Source organism: Nocardia wallacei (assembly GCF_029869545.1).
Lineage (GTDB): Bacteria > Actinomycetota > Actinomycetes > Mycobacteriales > Mycobacteriaceae > Nocardia > Nocardia wallacei_A.
Genome location: NZ_JARWQD010000239.1, coordinates 1 through 15,939, shown reverse-complemented (window position 1 = coordinate 15,939; position 15,939 = coordinate 1). Strand labels below are relative to the sequence as shown.

17 protein-coding genes and 1 rRNA gene are annotated in these 15,939 nt (G+C 68.6%); 8 read left to right on the top strand and 10 right to left on the bottom strand.

Going from position 1 to position 15,939, the window contains the following annotated elements; genetic code table 11:
• Positions 1-2 precede the first annotated feature (2 nt).
• Complete coding sequence (locus QH290_RS19965; RefSeq protein WP_280266590.1) at positions 3-896, top strand: LLM class flavin-dependent oxidoreductase; 894 nt, start codon at positions 3-5, stop codon at positions 894-896.
• Positions 897-903: 7 nt separating this feature from the next.
• Here QH290_RS19965 and QH290_RS19960 read toward each other — a convergent pair whose 3' ends face one another.
• Positions 904-1,629, bottom strand: a complete 726-nt coding sequence (locus tag QH290_RS19960) for a TetR/AcrR family transcriptional regulator (RefSeq protein WP_280384505.1) — start codon at positions 1,627-1,629, stop codon at positions 904-906.
• A 244-nt stretch (positions 1,630-1,873) separates the two neighbouring features.
• Between QH290_RS19960 and QH290_RS19955 the strand changes: the two genes are divergently transcribed.
• Positions 1,874-2,257 carry a VOC family protein gene (locus tag QH290_RS19955; protein WP_280266591.1) on the top strand — a complete coding sequence of 128 codons (384 nt, stop codon included), beginning with the start codon at positions 1,874-1,876 and terminating at the stop codon, positions 2,255-2,257.
• A 4-nt stretch (positions 2,258-2,261) separates the two neighbouring features.
• Here QH290_RS19955 and QH290_RS19950 read toward each other — a convergent pair whose 3' ends face one another.
• Positions 2,262-3,116 carry an SDR family oxidoreductase gene (locus tag QH290_RS19950; RefSeq protein WP_280384458.1) on the bottom strand — a complete coding sequence of 285 codons (855 nt, stop codon included), beginning with the start codon at positions 3,114-3,116 and terminating at the stop codon, positions 2,262-2,264.
• A gap of 78 nt (positions 3,117-3,194) precedes the next feature.
• Here QH290_RS19950 and QH290_RS19945 point away from each other — a divergent pair, with 78 nt between their 5' ends.
• Positions 3,195-3,611 carry a winged helix-turn-helix transcriptional regulator gene (locus QH290_RS19945; RefSeq protein ID WP_280384456.1) on the top strand — a complete coding sequence of 139 codons (417 nt, stop codon included), beginning with the start codon at positions 3,195-3,197 and terminating at the stop codon, positions 3,609-3,611.
• Positions 3,612-3,653: 42 nt separating this feature from the next.
• On the opposite strand, the gene lpdA is transcribed toward QH290_RS19945, so the two are convergent.
• Positions 3,654-5,057 (bottom strand): dihydrolipoyl dehydrogenase, encoded by a 1,404-nt coding sequence (gene lpdA / locus QH290_RS19940; protein WP_280266594.1) that lies wholly within the window; start codon positions 5,055-5,057, stop codon positions 3,654-3,656.
• 113 nt (positions 5,058-5,170) lie between these two features.
• Here lpdA and QH290_RS19935 point away from each other — a divergent pair, with 113 nt between their 5' ends.
• Both QH290_RS19935 and QH290_RS19930 read left to right on the top strand, forming a co-directional pair.
• Positions 5,171-6,220: an AraC family transcriptional regulator gene (locus QH290_RS19935; protein WP_280266595.1), complete on the top strand. Its 1,050-nt coding sequence runs from the start codon at positions 5,171-5,173 to the stop codon at positions 6,218-6,220.
• 264 nt (positions 6,221-6,484) lie between these two features.
• The gene (locus QH290_RS19930; protein ID WP_280384454.1) at positions 6,485-7,507 is read left to right on the top strand and encodes an NADP-dependent oxidoreductase; all 1,023 of its coding nucleotides are present in this window, start codon (positions 6,485-6,487) and stop codon (positions 7,505-7,507) included.
• 3 nt (positions 7,508-7,510) lie between these two features.
• Here QH290_RS19930 and QH290_RS19925 read toward each other — a convergent pair whose 3' ends face one another.
• On the bottom strand, positions 7,511-8,485 hold the full coding sequence (locus tag QH290_RS19925; RefSeq protein ID WP_280266597.1) for a dipeptidase: 975 nt from the start codon (positions 8,483-8,485) through the stop codon (positions 7,511-7,513).
• A gap of 78 nt (positions 8,486-8,563) precedes the next feature.
• Between QH290_RS19925 and QH290_RS19920 the strand changes: the two genes are divergently transcribed.
• Entirely contained in the window at positions 8,564-10,630 is a 2,067-nt protein-coding gene (locus QH290_RS19920) for a prolyl oligopeptidase family serine peptidase (RefSeq protein ID WP_280266598.1), read from the top strand.
• A gap of 9 nt (positions 10,631-10,639) precedes the next feature.
• Here QH290_RS19920 and QH290_RS19915 read toward each other — a convergent pair whose 3' ends face one another.
• The 5 genes from QH290_RS19915 to QH290_RS19895 form a co-directional block, all read right to left on the bottom strand.
• Positions 10,640-11,500 carry an alpha/beta hydrolase family protein gene (locus QH290_RS19915; RefSeq protein WP_280266599.1) on the bottom strand — a complete coding sequence of 287 codons (861 nt, stop codon included), beginning with the start codon at positions 11,498-11,500 and terminating at the stop codon, positions 10,640-10,642.
• A 9-nt stretch (positions 11,501-11,509) separates the two neighbouring features.
• On the bottom strand, positions 11,510-13,207 hold the full coding sequence (locus tag QH290_RS19910; protein ID WP_280266600.1) for an NAD-binding protein: 1,698 nt from the start codon (positions 13,205-13,207) through the stop codon (positions 11,510-11,512).
• A gap of 47 nt (positions 13,208-13,254) precedes the next feature.
• Positions 13,255-13,887 carry a TetR/AcrR family transcriptional regulator gene (locus QH290_RS19905; RefSeq protein ID WP_280266601.1) on the bottom strand — a complete coding sequence of 211 codons (633 nt, stop codon included), beginning with the start codon at positions 13,885-13,887 and terminating at the stop codon, positions 13,255-13,257.
• A 330-nt stretch (positions 13,888-14,217) separates the two neighbouring features.
• Positions 14,218-14,502 (bottom strand): HAD family hydrolase, encoded by a 285-nt coding sequence (locus QH290_RS19900; protein WP_280384451.1) that lies wholly within the window; start codon positions 14,500-14,502, stop codon positions 14,218-14,220.
• A gap of 44 nt (positions 14,503-14,546) precedes the next feature.
• Entirely contained in the window at positions 14,547-14,744 is a 198-nt protein-coding gene (locus QH290_RS19895) for an HAD family hydrolase (RefSeq protein ID WP_280384449.1), read from the bottom strand.
• A 249-nt stretch (positions 14,745-14,993) separates the two neighbouring features.
• Between QH290_RS19895 and QH290_RS19890 the strand changes: the two genes are divergently transcribed.
• Together QH290_RS19890 and QH290_RS19885 are read left to right on the top strand one after the other, a co-directional pair.
• Positions 14,994-15,332 (top strand): ArsR/SmtB family transcription factor, encoded by a 339-nt coding sequence (locus tag QH290_RS19890; protein WP_280266602.1) that lies wholly within the window; start codon positions 14,994-14,996, stop codon positions 15,330-15,332.
• A gap of 3 nt (positions 15,333-15,335) precedes the next feature.
• Positions 15,336-15,785, top strand: coding sequence for an SRPBCC family protein (locus tag QH290_RS19885; RefSeq protein ID WP_280384447.1), 450 nt, complete (start codon positions 15,336-15,338; stop codon positions 15,783-15,785).
• Positions 15,786-15,851: 66 nt separating this feature from the next.
• Here QH290_RS19885 and rrf read toward each other — a convergent pair.
• Positions 15,852-15,939 (bottom strand): 5S ribosomal RNA (gene rrf, locus QH290_RS19880); the annotation flags it as partial.

Below are 15,939 nucleotides of genomic sequence, written 5' to 3'. Positions count from 1 at the left end.
GTATGACGATCCTCGGCGCCGTGTGTCTTCCGCAGATTCCTCCGGAGCGGTTGCGGGAGGTCGCCCATGCCGCCGAACACTCGGGGCTAGAGGAGCTTTGGTTGTGGGAGGACTGCTTCTTCGGGGGCGGGATCTCCTCGGTCGCCACGGCCCTCGCGAGCACCGAGCGGCTGCGCGTCGGGATCGGCGTGCTGCCGGTACCGCTGCGCAATGTGGCCGCCACCGCCATGGAGATCGCCACGCTGGAACGACTCTTCCCGGGGCGAGCCGTGTGGTGCGTCGGGCACGGCGTGCAGGACTGGATGGGGCAGATCGGCGCGCGTGTCGAGTCCCCGGTCACGCTGCTGCGCGAGTATGTCGACGCCCTGCGCGGGCTGCTCGCGGGTGAGCGGCTCACCGTCGAGGGCCGCTACGTCCGGCTCGCGGACGTCGCGCTCGATTGGCCCCCGGCGCAAGCGCCCGACATCATCTCCGCCGCAACGGGTCCCCGCACCCTGCGCCTGGTCGGCGAGATCGCCGACGGGGCGATTCTCACCTCGGGCACCTCCGCCGCCGCGCTGCGCCGGGCGATCACGCTATTACGGGAGGGCCGGGCGGCGGCGAGCCGTCCCGGCGCCGGACGCGTGCTGGCCAATCTGTCGACGGCGACGGGTCCCGACGCCCTGGAGCGCCTCCGCACCGACATGGTTCGCACGGGCCGTGAATCCATCGACGGAATCGGAGCGACCGACGAAGACGGCGTCGGCGTCGCGGGCGATGCCCGGGCGGTGGCAGGCGCCGTGGCCCGGCTCGCCGACGCCGGTGCCGATACCGTCATCCTGCAGCCCACCGCCGACGCCGACCCGGTCGAGTTCGTCCGCTTCGCCGCCGCCGAGGTCCGCCCCCTCGTCTCCTGAAACTCGTTCAGCGGGTGGGCTTCTCGATGAGCCCGGCCAGGCCGTCGAGCACGCGGGCCAGACCGAACTCCCAGGCGTGGTCGGCGGAGTACGCGCTGTCGTGCGCCCGACCGGCGGCGGAGCCGATGCGGGCGGCGAGGGGATAGCGTTCGGGGTCGAAGACGCGCTCGAGGACCGGGGCCGTGCGTTCCCACCACTCGCGGTCGGACATGCCGCTGTCGGTCGCCGCGCGCGCGGTGTCGATGGCGATGCGGGCCACCGAGGTGACGAAGCCGAGCAGCAGGGTGAGGGCGGCATCCATCTCGACATCGTCGAGTCCGAGACCGTCGAAGGCGCGCAGTTCGTGGTCGTACTTGGCGGCCAGGCCCGGCCCCAGCGGCGGGCGGGTGGTGGGGACGTAGGCGACCCAGGGATGGCGGGCCAGCAGCTCGCGGTTCTCCGCGGCCACCGTGGAAACCCTTTCCCGCCAAGGCAATCCGGTGAGCTCCGCGCGATTCATCTCCCGGTAGACCGCATCGAGCATCAGATCCAGCAGCTCGGCCTTGCCCGGCACATAGGTGTAGGTGGCCATCGGCGTCAGGCCCAGCCGGGCCGCCACCGCCCGCATCGTCAGCGCCTCGAGCCCTTCGGTATCGGCGATCTCCACCGCCGCCGCGACCACCTCGTCCACACTGCTGCGCTGCTTCGGGCCGCGCCCCGACGTCCGGGCGGGCTCGCGCCACAGCAGTTCCAGCGTGCGCGCCGGGTCGCCCCCGCCGCTGCGTTCGCGCCGCCCGCCGGGTGCCCGTTCCGCGGCAACTCTCCCGCGCCCCTGCCCGCGGCGTTCCTTCTCGCCGCGTGCGGATCCGTCCCGATCGTCCACTCTGCACGCACCTCCGGCCCGATCGTATCGGCGTGATCATGGTCACGATGCGCCGCTCCGGAAATTTCTCTACAAAGTACAGCGTACTAAGTATAGAGTTATTCGAGGAGGTTCCATGAACATCACCGCATCCGCCCTCTCCTTGAACGTGCCCGACCCGGAGGCGTCGGCGAAATTCCTCACCGAGCACTTCGGCTTCGAGGTGCAGATGTCCGCCGACGGCTTCGTCTCGCTGGGGCGCCCCGACGCCGGGTTCAACATCATCTACCTGCGCACCGGGTTGCCGACCTTCAAGCCGGAACGCATCGCCGGGAGCGCGGGCCAGGGCACGCTGGTGGCCTTCGTCGTCGACGACATCGAGGCCGAGTACCAGCGCGTCCGGCGCGAAGGCGTCCCGATCGTGACACCGCTCGAGACCGAGCCGTGGGGCGAGCGCTACTTCCAAACCCTCGACCCCAACGGCATCGTCATCCAGCTCGTCCAGTGGGTGACCGATTAGGGCACTATGCCTGCGGGTCTGCTCGGAACACCTCGGCGGCGGGTGTCGAGGGACGCCCTAGCAGCTTCTGCAGGTCACCGCTGGTCACGTCGAGCATTCCGGCCCGAATCCCGGTGTCGGCGTCGGCCAGCACCCTCGCGTAATCGCCGGGCAGACCCGACTTCTCCAACGCCGCGGCGTAATCGTCCCGCGCGAGATCCTGATACCGCACCGGCTTCCCGGACACCTCCGAAATCACCTGCGCCAGATCGGCATACGTCAGCCGCTCATCCCCACCCAGCTCGTAGACCCGGCCCGCATGCCCCTCGGTGCCGAGCACGACGGCGGCCGCCTCCGCGTAGTCGGCCCGCGCCGCGCCCGCCACCCGACCGGCACCGGCCGCGCCGTACAGCACACCGCTCTCGACGGCCGGTGCCACGCCGCCGAGGTAGTTCTCCCAGTACCAGCCGTTGCGCAGAATCACGTGCGGCACAGCGGCTTTCGCGAGCGTCTCCTCGGTGCCGCGATGCTCCTGCGCGAGGATCATCGAGTTCTCGGTGGCGCGCGGAATGCTGGTGTAGGCGAGCAATTGCACCCCCGCCCGCTCGGCGGCGCGAATCACGGTGGCGTGCTGGTCCACTCGCGCGCCGAACTCGTTGCCGGAGACGAGCAGCACCCGGTCCACCCCGGCGAGCGCGCGATCCAACGCCTCCGCGTCGTCGTAGGACGCCTGCCGGACATCGACGCCGCGGTCGGCGAGATCGGCCACCTTCGACGGATCACGGACGACGGCGACCACCGGCCCGGCGTCCCGGCGCAGCAGCTCCTCGACGACGAGACGGCCCAGCTGTCCACTGGCTGCGGTGACGGCGACGGTCATGTTCTACCTCCTGGTTGCGTACGGAATATACGGCACTAACTAATAGTTAGTACTAGATATTCCGGCACTACCAAACGAATGAGTAGCATCAAGCACATGACCACCCGGCAGATCACCGCGGCGGACGGCTCCGACCCGACGCTGGAGGCCGACGTCTTCGCCCGGAACTGCACCTCACGACCGGTGCTGCAGAACGTCGCGAGCCGCTGGGGTGTCCTCGCTCTGGTCGCCCTGCGCGAGGGCCCCTACCGTTTCAGCGCCCTGCGCCGCCGCGTCGACGGCGTCAGCGAGCGCATGCTCTCGCAAACCCTGCAGACCCTCGAACGCGACGGCATGATCCACCGCGAGGTCCAGCAGTCCATCCCACCCCGTGTCGAATACACCCTCACCGACCTCGGCGCCCAGGTGGCCGAACACCTCGAGGCCCTGATCATCACCCTGGAAACCAATATGAACACGATCCTCGAGGCCCAGGCGGCCTACCACCGAGAGTAAGGCGCCCTCCGGTCCGAAACCGAAGGGCGCCTTCGGCCGGGATCAGAAATTGATCATGTGTCCCGCCAACCCGTGGATGGCCTCCTGGAGGGCCTCGCTCAGGGTGGGGTGGGTGTGCACGTTGCGGGCGAGTTCGTTGACCGTGAGGTCCCACTTCTGGGCCAGGGTCAGCTCCGGGAGAAGTTCGGAGACGTCGGGGCCGATCAGGTGGCCGCCGAGCAGTTCGCCGTACTTGTTGTCGGAGATCAGCTTCACGAAACCGGTGGCGTCGCCGAGGCCGTGGGCCTTGCCGTTGGCGGTGAACGGGAAGTTCGCGACCTTCACGTCGTAGCCCTCGTCGCGGGCCTGCTGCTCGGTGAGGCCGAAGCTCGCAACCTGCGGCTGGCAGAAGGTGGCGCGCGGCATCATGCGGTAATCGCCCAGCGTCATGGTCTCGGCACCGCCGATGGTCTCGGCGGCGACCACGCCCTGCGCCTCGGCGACGTGCGCCAGCTGCAGCTTGGCGGTGACGTCACCGATGGCGTAGATGTGCGGCACGTTGGTGCGCATGTAGTCGTCGATGGCGATGGCACCGCGGTCGGTCAGCTGCACGCCGGTGTTCTCCAGGCCGTAACCCTCCACCCGCGGCGCGAAACCGACGGCCTGCAGCACCTTGTCGACGGTGACGGTCTCGACCGCGCCCGTCTTGTTGTCCTTGATCGAGACGGTGACCTTGGTGCCGTTGTCCTCGATCGACTGCACCGACGCACCGGTGGTGATGGTGATGCCGAGCTTCTTGTACGCCTTGGTGATCTCCTTGGAGACATCGGCGTCCTCGTTCGGCAGGGCGCGGTCGAGGAACTCCACGATCCGCACGTCCACGCCGTAGTTCTTCAGGACGTAGGCGAACTCCATGCCGATGGCGCCCGCGCCCACTACCAGAATCGAGCCCGGCAGGTCGCGGGTGAGGATCTGCTCCTCGTAGGTGACGACATTGGCCGACAGCGACGTGCCCGGCAGCAGCTTGGTGACGGTTCCGGTGGCGATGATGGCGTTGTCGAAGGTGATCGACTCCTCGCCGCCCTTGGTGAGCGCGACCGACAGCGCGTTCGGGCCGGTGAACGTCCCCTTGCCGTCGAACTCGTCGATCTTGTTCTTCTTCATCAGGAAGTGGACGCCCTTGACGCGGCCGTCGGCGACCTTGCGGCTGCGGTCGAATGCCGCGCCGAAGTCGAAGCTCGCCTCGCCGGTGATACCGAACGTCTTCGCTTCCTTGGTGAACAGGTGCGCCAGCTCCGCATTGCGCAGCAGCGCCTTGGACGGGATACAGCCCACGTTCAGGCACACACCGCCCCAGTATTTCTGCTCGACGATCGCTGTTCGCAGGCCGAGTTGAGCGGCGCGGATCGCGGCGACGTAACCGCCGGGACCAGCACCGAGAACGACGACATCGTAGTGGGAAGTCACGCCTGCGAGCCTAACTCCGACCACCGTCGCGAGCCCACCCACCTCCGATAAGTTGCAGTAAGTTCGTTCACATCCCGGATTGCCCGAATCGTCCGGGTCGCTACCGTGGAGGCGTGGCAGACAGCGCATCGGGATCGGGCACCGCACCGCTGGACCCGATCGCCGATACCGTCTCAACGCATCTGACCCGGCTGGTGCTGGAATCCGCGCGGCGGGCCGGTGCCGCTCCCGAGCGGCTCGCCGCGGTCGAGGGCACCGATGCGCAGGCGCTGGCGGGCGAACTCAACCGGATTCCGCTGCGCGCACTGGTGCGCCTGTGGGAGCTGCTCGCGCACGCGCATCCGGAACCGGGGGCCGGGGTCGCTGTCGTGGCCGCCGCGCCGCTGGGCACCCTGACCACCTGGGACTACCTGGTCACCAACGGTCCCACCCTGGCCGACGCGCTGCGCGCGGCGCAGCCGTACCACCGCCTGGTGACCGCGGCCGCGGAGGGCTTCGACCTCCGGCACGACGACGAGCTCACCGTCGGCTTCCGAACCACCGCGGGCGATCCGAAGGTCGCGTCGGTGATCAACGAGTATGTGCTCGCCTACTACCTGCGCCGGGCCCGCGAGGCGCTCGGGCGCCCGGTGCTGCCCGAGCGCATCACCTTCGGACATCCGGCGCCGAGCGATCATTCCGCGCTGATCGATGCCTTCGGGACGTCCCGCATCGAATTCGATGCCCCCGCCGACAGCATCACCTTCACCGCCGCCGATGCCGTCGCGCCGCTGCCGCGCGCGGATCCGTCGTTGGCGGATCTGCTGCGCAGTCATGCCGATCTCGTGCTGGCCAGTGCCCGCCCGATTCCCGGTCCGCTGGAGGCTTTCCGTTCCGCGCTCGCCGCAGAACTCACCGCCGGTCCGCCCGCGCTCGACGCCGTCGCGGCCCGCTTGGCCGTCAGTGCCCGGACGCTGCAGCGGCGGCTGGCCGACCACGGCACCACCTGGCGGCACGAGGTCGACCTGCTCCGCTACGAGCAAGCGAAACACCTTCTCACCCAACAGCATTCGACCACCGAGGCGGTAGCCCGCAAACTCGGCTTCGCCGACGACCGCGCCCTGCGCCGAGCCTACCGCCGCTGGACAGGCAACTCCCCCACCCAAGACCGGGCGGCAGGCTGACGCGCCCCCCGCGTTCCCGGCGGCTCGACGCGCCGTGGAGTGGCACTTTCCCGCACGCCTTATGCGTTGCCGCACCCCTTGCAGGCGCCTGGAGCCGGTGCGGGAACGTGCACGGGGTGCGGGAATGTGCCGTGCGGGCGGGCCTGGCGTGGGCGGCCCGGGGGGTGGCGTGGGCGGCCCTGGGGGTGCGGGGGGCGGGGTTCTTAGTGTCGTCGGTAGTTCCGGGTCGATGGGATTCGGACTCGATTCAGAAAGGCTTCGGTCATGTCGAACGCGACCAGTGCGCTACCCCGTACTACTCGTGAAATACATTTGGCGGCACGGCCTTCCGGGGTGCCTACCGCGGAGAACTTCGCGTTGGTGGAGCGGGTGATTCCGGAGTTGGCGCCGGGGCAGATCCTGGTGCGCAATACCTGGATGTCGGTCGACCCGTACATGCGCGGGCGGATGGATGATGCGCCCTCCTACATCGCGCCGTTCGAACTGGGCGCGCCGATGGAGGGTTCGGCGGTGGGTGAGGTGATCGCCTCGCGGTCCGCCGATGTCCCGGTCGGCACGAACGTCACCCATTTTCTCGGCTGGCGCGAGCACACGGTGCTCGATGCGGCGGCGGCGACCCCGATCGACACCACCCTGGCCGCGCCGCGGGACTACCTCGGCCCGCTCGGCACCACCGGGCTCACGGCGTACGCGGCGCTGACGGATGTGGCGCCCGTCCGCCCGGGCGATGTGGTGTTCATCTCCGCGGCCGCGGGGGCGGTCGGCAGCGTCGCGGGTCAGCTCGCCCGCAAGCTGGGCGCGAGCCGGGTGATCGGCTCGGCGGGCGGCCCGGTCAAGGGCAAGGCACTGACCGAGAAGTTCGGCTACGACGCTGCGCTGGACTACCGGGCCGGTGATCTCGCCGGTCAGCTGGCCGCGGCCGCACCCGACGGCATCGACGTCTACCTCGACAATGTCGGCGGCGAGCACCTGCGGGTCGCACTGGACGCGATCCGCACCCACGGCCGGATCGCGCTGGTCGGCGCCATCGAGGGCTACAACGGTGCCGCACAACCCATCCCGAATCTGTTCACGGCCGTGAAACGCGAGGTGACGCTGCGCGGCATGCTGGTCAACAGTTACCTGGAGAACTTCGGCGAGTACATCGCCACGGCGGCCCCCTGGCTCGCCGACGGCACCCTGCGCACGGAATCGACGGTGTACCACGGGCTGGAACAGGCACCGGCCGCGTTCCTCGGCGTGCTCTCGGGGGCCAACCTCGGAAAGATGTTGGTGCAGTTGGGATAGGCGCTACCGCCACACCTGCCGAGCCGCCCGCAGGAAGTTCCCGCCGAATACCGCCGCCCGATCCGCCTCGGTGAAGCCGCGCCGTGCCAGCACCGCATCGAGCCCCGGCACCCGCGCGGCACCGAGCAGATCCTCCGGCGGCGTCCACTGCAGCGGGCCCCACCGGGTGTAGTCCTCGGAGAAATTCTCCGGGGCCGCTGCGATCTCGGCATTGAACTGGTCACCGTCGAAGGAGAAGTCCGAGCCGATGCCGACGTGCTCGATCCCGACCAGATCCGCCCCGTAGGCGAGGTGATCGGCCATCGCCTCGATGCGCGCGGCCCGCTCGCCGGAACCGTTGCAGCCCAGGAAGATTCCGACACCGTTGATACCGATCACGCCGCCGGTCCCGGCGCACGCGCGAGCCTGGGCGTCGGTGATGTTGCGCGGATGCGCCCACAGCGCCGCGAAATTGGAGTGGCTGTAGATCATCGGCACGCCGGTGACCTCGGCGATATCGAGGCCGGTGCGCACCGAGCAGTGCGAGCCGTCGGCGAAGACGCCCACCTCGTTGAGCTTGCGGATCAGGTCGCGGCCGTAAGCGGTCAGACCCGTATCGGCGGTGTCGAGGCAACCACCACCGGCGGCATTGGACTGGTTGTAGCTCGGCAGCAACGAGCGCACACCCAGCTCGTGAAACAGCTCCACGTTGTCGAGATCGCCGCCCAGCGGCCCGGAATCCTCCAGATCGAACGCCAGCGCGATGGTCCGGTCGTCACCGACGGTGTCGTCGACGGATTCGACGAGCCGGAAACGACCGTCCGCCAAGGCATCCCGCCGGAATTGCCGCACCAGGCCGAGCGCGTCCGAGGTGGACTGCGGGGCGTATCCGACGTTCACCGACAGGTACGAGCCGAGCGGGTAGCGCGCCAGCTCGGCGATATCGGCCGACGGCAGCAACGGCAGGCAACAGTGCTGTTCCCAGAAAAAGTGCGGCAATCCGAACCTCCCGAGCGCGGCGGCAACGATGCCGCAATCCTAGGTTCACCGACACGGCGAGCCGCGGCGTCGGCAACAATGTCAGGCATGAGTGTCGAGGAGCAGCAGACCGATCCCTACCTGTGGCTGGAGGAAGTGACCTCCGACCGCGCGCTGAACTGGGCCCGCGCACACAACGAGGTGGTGGTCGGCCGCTTCGCCACCTCGGACCGGTTCTCCGAGCTGGAGCACCGCATCCTCGACATGCTCGACACCGACACCCGCATCCCGTACCCGGCGCGCCGCGGCCGCTGGCTGTACAACTTCTGGCGCGACGCCGAGCACCCGAAGGGCCTGTGGCGGCGCACCACCTTCGCCGAATATCGCACCGACACCCCGGACTGGGAGGTGCTGATCGATCTCGACGAGCTGGCCGCCGACGAGGAGGAGAACTGGGTCTGGGGCGGCGCCGCCGTGCTGCGCCCGGAGCAGTCCCTGGCGCTGATCAGCCTGTCCCGCGGCGGGGCCGACGCCAAGGTGGTGCGCGAGTTCGACATGGTGACCAAGCGCTTCCGCGCGGAGGCCGACGGGGGCTTCTACCTCCCGGAGGCCAAGTCGCAGCTGCGCTGGATCGACGCCGACACCGTCTATGTCGGAACGGATTTCGGCCCCGGATCGCTCACCGAGTCGGGCTATCCGCGGATCGCCAAGCGCTGGCGGCGCGGCACGCCCCTGACGCAGGCGGAGACGGTGTTCGAGGGCGAGCCCGCCGATGTCATGGTGTCGGCCGGGTACGACCGCACGCCGGGTTACGAGCGCCATTACGTGGCCCGGGCGACCGACTTCTTCAACGAATCGGTATACCTGCTCGAGGACGACGGCACCCTCCGCCATCTCGACGTGCCGAGCGATGCCTCGGAGTCCTGGTACAAGGATTGGCTGCTGGTCCGGCTGAAGTCGCCGTGGGAGGTGGGCGGCGCCACCTACCCGGCGGGCGCTCTACTCACCATCGATCTGAACGAATTCCTCGAGGGCGCAAGGAATTTCGAGGTCGTCTTCACGCCCGACGCACACACCTCCCTGCACGGCTACGGCTGGACCGAGAACCATCTGCTGCTCATCACCCTCGAGGATGTGCAGACCAAGCTCTACGTGCTGACCCCCGGACCCGACGGCTGGACGCGCGCCCCGCTGGCCGACACCCCGCCGATGGCCACGACCAACGTCATGAACCTCGATCCGCTCGAGGGCGGCGACGAATTCATGCTCACCACAAGCGGTTTCACCACTCCGGCGACGCTGCTGGCCGGTTCGGTGGGCGGGCCGACGGAACCGCTGAAGCAGGAGCCCGGATTCTTCGACGCCGACGGCGTCGAGACCGAGCAGTTCTTCGCCCGCTCCGACGACGGAACGATGGTGCCGTACTTCGTGATTCGCCACCGCGACCGCAAGGGTGAGCCGGGGCCGACGGTGATGTCCGGATACGGCGGCTTCGAGGTCTCGCGCACCCCGGCCTACAGCGGCGCCTCCGGAATGGGCTGGCTCGAGCGCGGCGGCACCTGGGTGATGACCAATATTCGCGGCGGTGGGGAATACGGCCCCGAATGGCACACCCAGGCGCAGAAGGAGAATCGGCACCGCGTCTACGAGGACTTCTCCTCGATCGCCCGGGACCTGGTGGCCCGGGGGATCACGACCCCGCGGCAGCTGGGCGCGGTGGGTGGCAGCAACGGCGGCCTGCTGATGGGCGTCATGCTCACCCGCTACCCGGAGTTGTTCGGCGCCATCGTCTGTCAGGTGCCGCTGCTGGATATGCGGCGCTATCACCTGCTCCTGGCCGGTGCCTCCTGGATGGCCGAGTACGGCGATCCGGACGATCCGCAGGAGTGGGAGTTCATCGGAAAGTACTCGCCGTACCAGAACACGCGAGCCGATCGGACCTATCCCCCGATCCTGCTGACCACCTCCACCCGCGACGACCGCGTCCACCCCGGCCACGCCCGCAAGATGGCCGCGCGCCTGGCCGAACAGGGCCACACCGCCTGGTATCACGAGAATATCGAGGGCGGCCACGGCGGTGCGGCCGACAACAAGCAGATGGCCTTCCAGGCCGCGCTGATCTGGGAATTCTTCCAGCAGATGCTGATGGAGCCCGCACGGGGATAGCGGGCGCGATCACCGATCCCGGACCCACCGCTCGATGCGGTCGACGGTGGTCGCGGGATCGGTGATCCAGCCGTTGTGCCCCCGCGGTCCGGGCTGGTGCCAGGTGGTGATGCGGGCGTTCGGCAGCTTCTCCAGCAGATGATCGGCGGAGCTGCGGGGGGTGAGGTCGTCGCCCTCGAGCGTGATCGACAGGACCGGAAGCTTCAGGCGCGCAATGCGTTCCTCGTAGTCGATGTCGGCGTCGACGGGAACGAACCGGCCCGTGCGCGCCAGCCGGGCCCAGTCGGAGATCAGCACCTTCGACTGCCGCCCGAATCCGCCCGCGGTGATCCGGTCGCCGGGCCAGAAACCGGCCAGATTGGCGGTCAGCGAGATCGCCGCCGGGCCCAGCAGCATGGCCGAGCGCGCGATCCCGCCGTAACCGCGAAAGTAGGGAGTCCCGGAGGCGACGAGGACCAGGCCGCCGAGCCGCCCGCGGACGCGCGCGGCGTACATCACCCCGAGTTGCCCACCCATGCTGTGCCCCAACAGGATCGGGGTGCTCGCGGGGAAGCGTTCGCGCACCACCTCGAAGATCGCCGGGAAGTCGACCGAAACGAGTTCCTGGTAGCCGTAGGCACTGCTGGGGCTCGGCTTGGGGCGGCTGTCGCCGTTGCCGCGCAGTTCCCCGATCGCCACGTCGAACCCGCGGCCCGCCAGTTCCCGCGCGAAGTCGCCGTAGAAGACGCCCGGGACACCGAGCCCGGGGATGATCACGATTACCGGACGTGGGGTGTCGGGGGTGATCGGATGCCGGTGCGCACCGCGCGCCGCCACCAGCCGCACCGGCACGGTGCTCCCGTCGGGCACCTGGATCGGAATCGTCTCCATGCGCGCACGCTACCGCGCGGGCGCCGGGGCGGGCTCGATCGGATCGTCGTCCGCCCGGCCACCCGCGCTCTGCTCCAGCAGATGATCGAGCCCGGTGCGATTGGACACCACGACCAGCTGATTACCCGCCGCCAGCAGGGCCTCCTGATCCGGCTCCCACTCCAACTCGGCGCCGACCACCGACTGCAGGGCCAGCACCCGGGTGTGCACCGGCAGGCCCGCGGTCCGGATCGGCTTGCCCACCAACGACGATCCGGCCTCCACCGGAACCTCGGCGACCATCAGGGTGCCACCGTTGATCGACAGCGTCGCGATCACCCGGCGCTCGGCCATGGCCGCGGCGAATCCCTCCGCCGCGAGCTGAAAGACGCTGCGCACCACGACGGATCCGCCGAGGCTGCGCTCCACCCGCTGGGCCAGGTCGTCGTCGGACAGGCGCAGCACCACCTGCAGGTCCTCGCGATGGGCCTGGTGGTAGGACTGACCGAGCAGCGCGGCCTCGAGATTCACCGCGTCGCTGCTGGTGAGCAGCACCAGGGCCCGAGCCCGCGAGACCCCCGCCGCCTCCAGGGTGTCCTCCCAGGTGGCCTGGCCGATCACCACCGGCACACCCAGCGTGCGCGCGAGCGCGATGCCGCGAGCGTTCTCGTCGTAGTCCAGTCCGACCACGGGCACGCCCAGATCGCAGAGCTGCTCCAGCACGCGCATGCCGACATTGCCCAGCCCGGCCACCACCACGTGATCGTTGAAATCCGAAGGCTCCGGGCCGATCTGCTCCGACAGCTGGGCGCGCAGCACCCCGCCCACCACCATGGCCGTGACGACGGGAGTCAGAGCGAGCCCGATGAAGACGACGGCGACCTGCAGCGCCTTGAAGATCGGCTCGCGATCGCGCTCCGGCTGCGCCGCACCGGCGGCATCCAGCAGCGTCTCGTATACCGCATCGCCCCAGGGGTTTCCGAAGGCCACCATCAGCCCGCAGCCCAGTGCGATCAGGGTCAGCAACGCCACGACGAGCCGAATCAGGTTGTTGCGCACCAGATACCGGAACCGCAGCAGCCACCGTCTGCGCCCGTTCAGCAGGTACGGTGCGCGTCCGGCCAGCGCCAGCGCCCGTGAATCGCTACGCGTCGAGGCCAGCATGCGAATATCGCCCGACGGCGATTCCGCCAGTCCGCACACCACCGTGCCCTCCGGGATTCCGGAGGGACCGGTGACATACAGGGTGCGCTCGCCCAGGCGCAGGTAGTCCAGGGCCTTCTCGCCGAGCGCGGCCGCGATGAACGACGGCGCGGCCATCTCGGAAATCGACAGCACCACACAGTCGGCGAACAGGGTCCGAATGCGGAAACCCAAGCCGGTGTTGAACATTCGGATCACCAGGCGAATGTCCGGGTTGAGCTCGTGCGCCCGCAGCGCGGCGTGGAAGTTCTCCACATCCGCCTGATCGACCAGTGCCAGCGCCCGCGCCTGCGCGACACCGGCCACCCGCAGCGTCTCCTCGTCCAGCCGTTCCGCGCACAGCACCCGCACCCGCGCCAGCCGCTCCAGCCGCGGTACGTAACCACCGCGGCGGTTCGGGATCACGACGGTCACCACGGCGTCGGCAAAGCGATCCACCAGCTGCGCCGCCAGCTGATATACGAGCGGATTATCCCCGCAGACAACAAAACTCGGGGACGGTTCCCCCACCTCAACGCCTGTCACACTGGAATGCTAGAGCGAATCACCAGCATACGACCAGTCCTGCGGCCTCACGCGCTGACGGCGCCGATGATGATTCGGCGCAGCACCCGGATCACATCGTCGAGCGGCGGGCGCGGCTCGGCACCGCTCCACGCGTCGACCACATAGTTGACCGCGCCGATGATCGCGAGCACGCGCATCTCGTAATCGCCGGGCGGGATTTCCCCTTGTAGCGCAGCATCTTCGGCCGCGCCGGCCAGTAGCGAGCCCCACGCGCGGCGCAATTCCAGCCGGAATTTCTCCACGGTGGGCCCGGCACCGACCACTTCGACCAACGCGACCCGCGCCTTACGCGGGTCCCGGCCGATCGATTCGACGTAGGCCCGCACGGCGGCATCGATGATCTCGACCGCGTTCCGATCGGCCTGTTCGGCCAGGGCGGCCGCCACCGCTTCCCGCGATTGCCGGTCGATCTGTTCGTAGAGCTCGAGTAGCAGCGATTCGCGCCCGGTGAACTCCTCATAGAACTGTCGCGAGGAGAGTCCGGCATCTTTGCAGATGGCGCCGACCGAACTATTTCCATAGCCGTCGCGCGCGAACACCGTCAGCCCGGACTCCAGAAAACGCGCACGTCGCTGCCGCTGCCGGTCTTCTACGGGCTGCCCGGCGTACATCCTGCCCGCGTTCGTTTCCTGTGACATCGCGCCAGACAATACCTAAGCGCCCGATCCATCAGGGAAGGATCGGCCGCTTCGTTAACTGCGCGAATTCCGATAACGATAGCTGAAAGTTGTCTAACGTACTTGTGGTGATTTCGCGACGCGCCCGGCGGTCGATATCCAATTGTCTGCCGAAAACAGGTCGGAACGGCGAGGGCCCAACCCCCTCATCCGGATCAGGCCCTCGCTGCCACCGCCGGTGAGTCGCGCTCCGAAACGGAGTTACCAGCGGTTTGCCTGTCCACCCTGGACCATACTCACCCCCAAGGGATTTCGCGACATTTTGCAGGAGGTTTCTAGAAGTATTTCTGGTTACTCGCGCGTTTTCACTTCGAGAACTCCGCGCAGCAGCGCGGGCAACTCGGCCACGGAATCGAGGGCGTGATTCGGTGTCTCCGGGGCGTCGGCGATTCGCGATCGCCCGGCCGCCTCCAGGCCCGGCAGATATGCGCCGGTGTCGATCCGCAGACCGTCGGCCGTCGCCCAGGTCATGCCGCCCTGCATGGCGATGACGGGCACGCCGTCCAGCATCGCCTCGACCACCCGGCTCAGCGCCCGGTGCGTGAATTCGGCTCCGGCACCGCCGATCACGATCACATCCGGGTGGTCGGCATCGAGGGTCGGTCCGTGACGATCTCCGACTACTCAACCGAAATTCCTGCGGCACAAAGCCTTTCGGAAATCTCCGCGCAGGTGGCCGAGGTGGTGTTGGTGAGGAAGGCCCGGCGCAGCCCGGCCTCGCGCAGGCCGCGCACGGCCTCGGCGGCGCCGGGGATCGCCCGCCACGAGGTCACCAGCACGCCGTCGATGTCATACAGCACGCCCTGGATGCCGGACATGTCTCCAGCCTACGGGTCAACATCGCACCGCACGCCGTCCGCGAGCAGGCCAGGTCGTCACCCACCGCCGCGCGCGGGTTGCCGATCAGTGAGCCGGGGCTCACGACGTTGATACTCGTGACCTTCGGACATCAAGGTTGCCAGGGCGCCTACACGAGAACAGGTTTCGGATCGATCTGACGCGGAACCTCGGACGAGTTTGTTAAGTAGCTACTTGACTATTGGCGGAATCGACCTAAAGTTAAGTATGTGCTTAACCAATCGGAGCGGTTGGACCTGGTCTTCCGAGCGCTGGCCGACCCGACTCGCCGCGCACTGCTGGAGCGCCTGACCAGCGGACCGGCGGCGGTCAGTGCGCTGGCGCAGCCGCTGGACATGTCGCTGGCGGCGGTCCTTCAGCACCTGCAGGTGCTGGAGGAGGCGGGGCTGGTCCACTCCGAGAAGGTCGGCAGGGTTCGCACCTGCCAACTGGCACCCGATGCGCTGCGCTCCGCCGAGCAATGGCTGCATGCGCGCCGCACCGGCTGGGAGCGCCGGCTCGACGCGCTGGGCGCGGTGCTGGCCGAGAACACCGAGAGCAAGGAGTAGGTCATGACAGAGCATTCCGTAGTCCACGCCACGTTCAGCCACGAACGCGAGTACCCCGCCACCCCGGCGCAGGTCTTCGCCGCCTGGTCCGATCCGGAGACCAAGGCCCGCTGGTTGACCGGCGGCAACGCCCGGCACGAACTCGACTTCCGCGTCGGCGGCCGCGAACTGGCCGCGGGCACCCACGACGGCAACGAACTGACCTTCGAGGCCACCTATCACGAGATCGTCCCCGGTGAGCGGATCGCCTACACCTCCACCATGCGCAGCGGCGACACGGTGACGACGCTATCGGTCACCACGGTGGAAATCGCTGCGGCACAGGCGGGTACGCGACTCACGCTCACCGAGCACGGCGCCTACCTCGACGGCCACGAGAAGCCGCAATGGCGCGAACAGGGGACCGGCGATCAGCTCGACGCCCTGGGCAAGGAGCTGACCGCGGGGAGCTGAACCCGTCGGTCCGCCGGAACGACGAAAAGGGGACCCACGGTATGGGCCCCCTTTTCGGGAAATATTGTCCGGCGGTGTCCTACTCTCCCACACCCTGTCGAGTGCAGTACCATCGGCGCAGGTGAGCTTAGCTTCCGGGTTCGGAATGGGACCG

Coding starts and splice junctions, on each gene's coding strand:
- QH290_RS19895 (WP_280384449.1), bottom strand. CDS start 14,744: ATGTCCGGCATCCAGGGCGTGCTGTATGACATCGACGGCGTGCTGGTG.
- QH290_RS19920 (WP_280266598.1), top strand. CDS start 8,564: ATGTCAGGCATGAGTGTCGAGGAGCAGCAGACCGATCCCTACCTGTGG.
- QH290_RS19955 (WP_280266591.1), top strand. CDS start 1,874: ATGAACATCACCGCATCCGCCCTCTCCTTGAACGTGCCCGACCCGGAG.
- QH290_RS19930 (WP_280384454.1), top strand. CDS start 6,485: ATGTCGAACGCGACCAGTGCGCTACCCCGTACTACTCGTGAAATACAT.
- QH290_RS19915 (WP_280266599.1), bottom strand. CDS start 11,500: ATGGAGACGATTCCGATCCAGGTGCCCGACGGGAGCACCGTGCCGGTG.
- QH290_RS19965 (WP_280266590.1), top strand. CDS start 3: ATGACGATCCTCGGCGCCGTGTGTCTTCCGCAGATTCCTCCGGAGCGG.
- QH290_RS19945 (WP_280384456.1), top strand. CDS start 3,195: ATGAGTAGCATCAAGCACATGACCACCCGGCAGATCACCGCGGCGGAC.
- QH290_RS19950 (WP_280384458.1), bottom strand. CDS start 3,116: ATGACCGTCGCCGTCACCGCAGCCAGTGGACAGCTGGGCCGTCTCGTC.
- QH290_RS19905 (WP_280266601.1), bottom strand. CDS start 13,887: ATGTCACAGGAAACGAACGCGGGCAGGATGTACGCCGGGCAGCCCGTA.
- QH290_RS19885 (WP_280384447.1), top strand. CDS start 15,336: ATGACAGAGCATTCCGTAGTCCACGCCACGTTCAGCCACGAACGCGAG.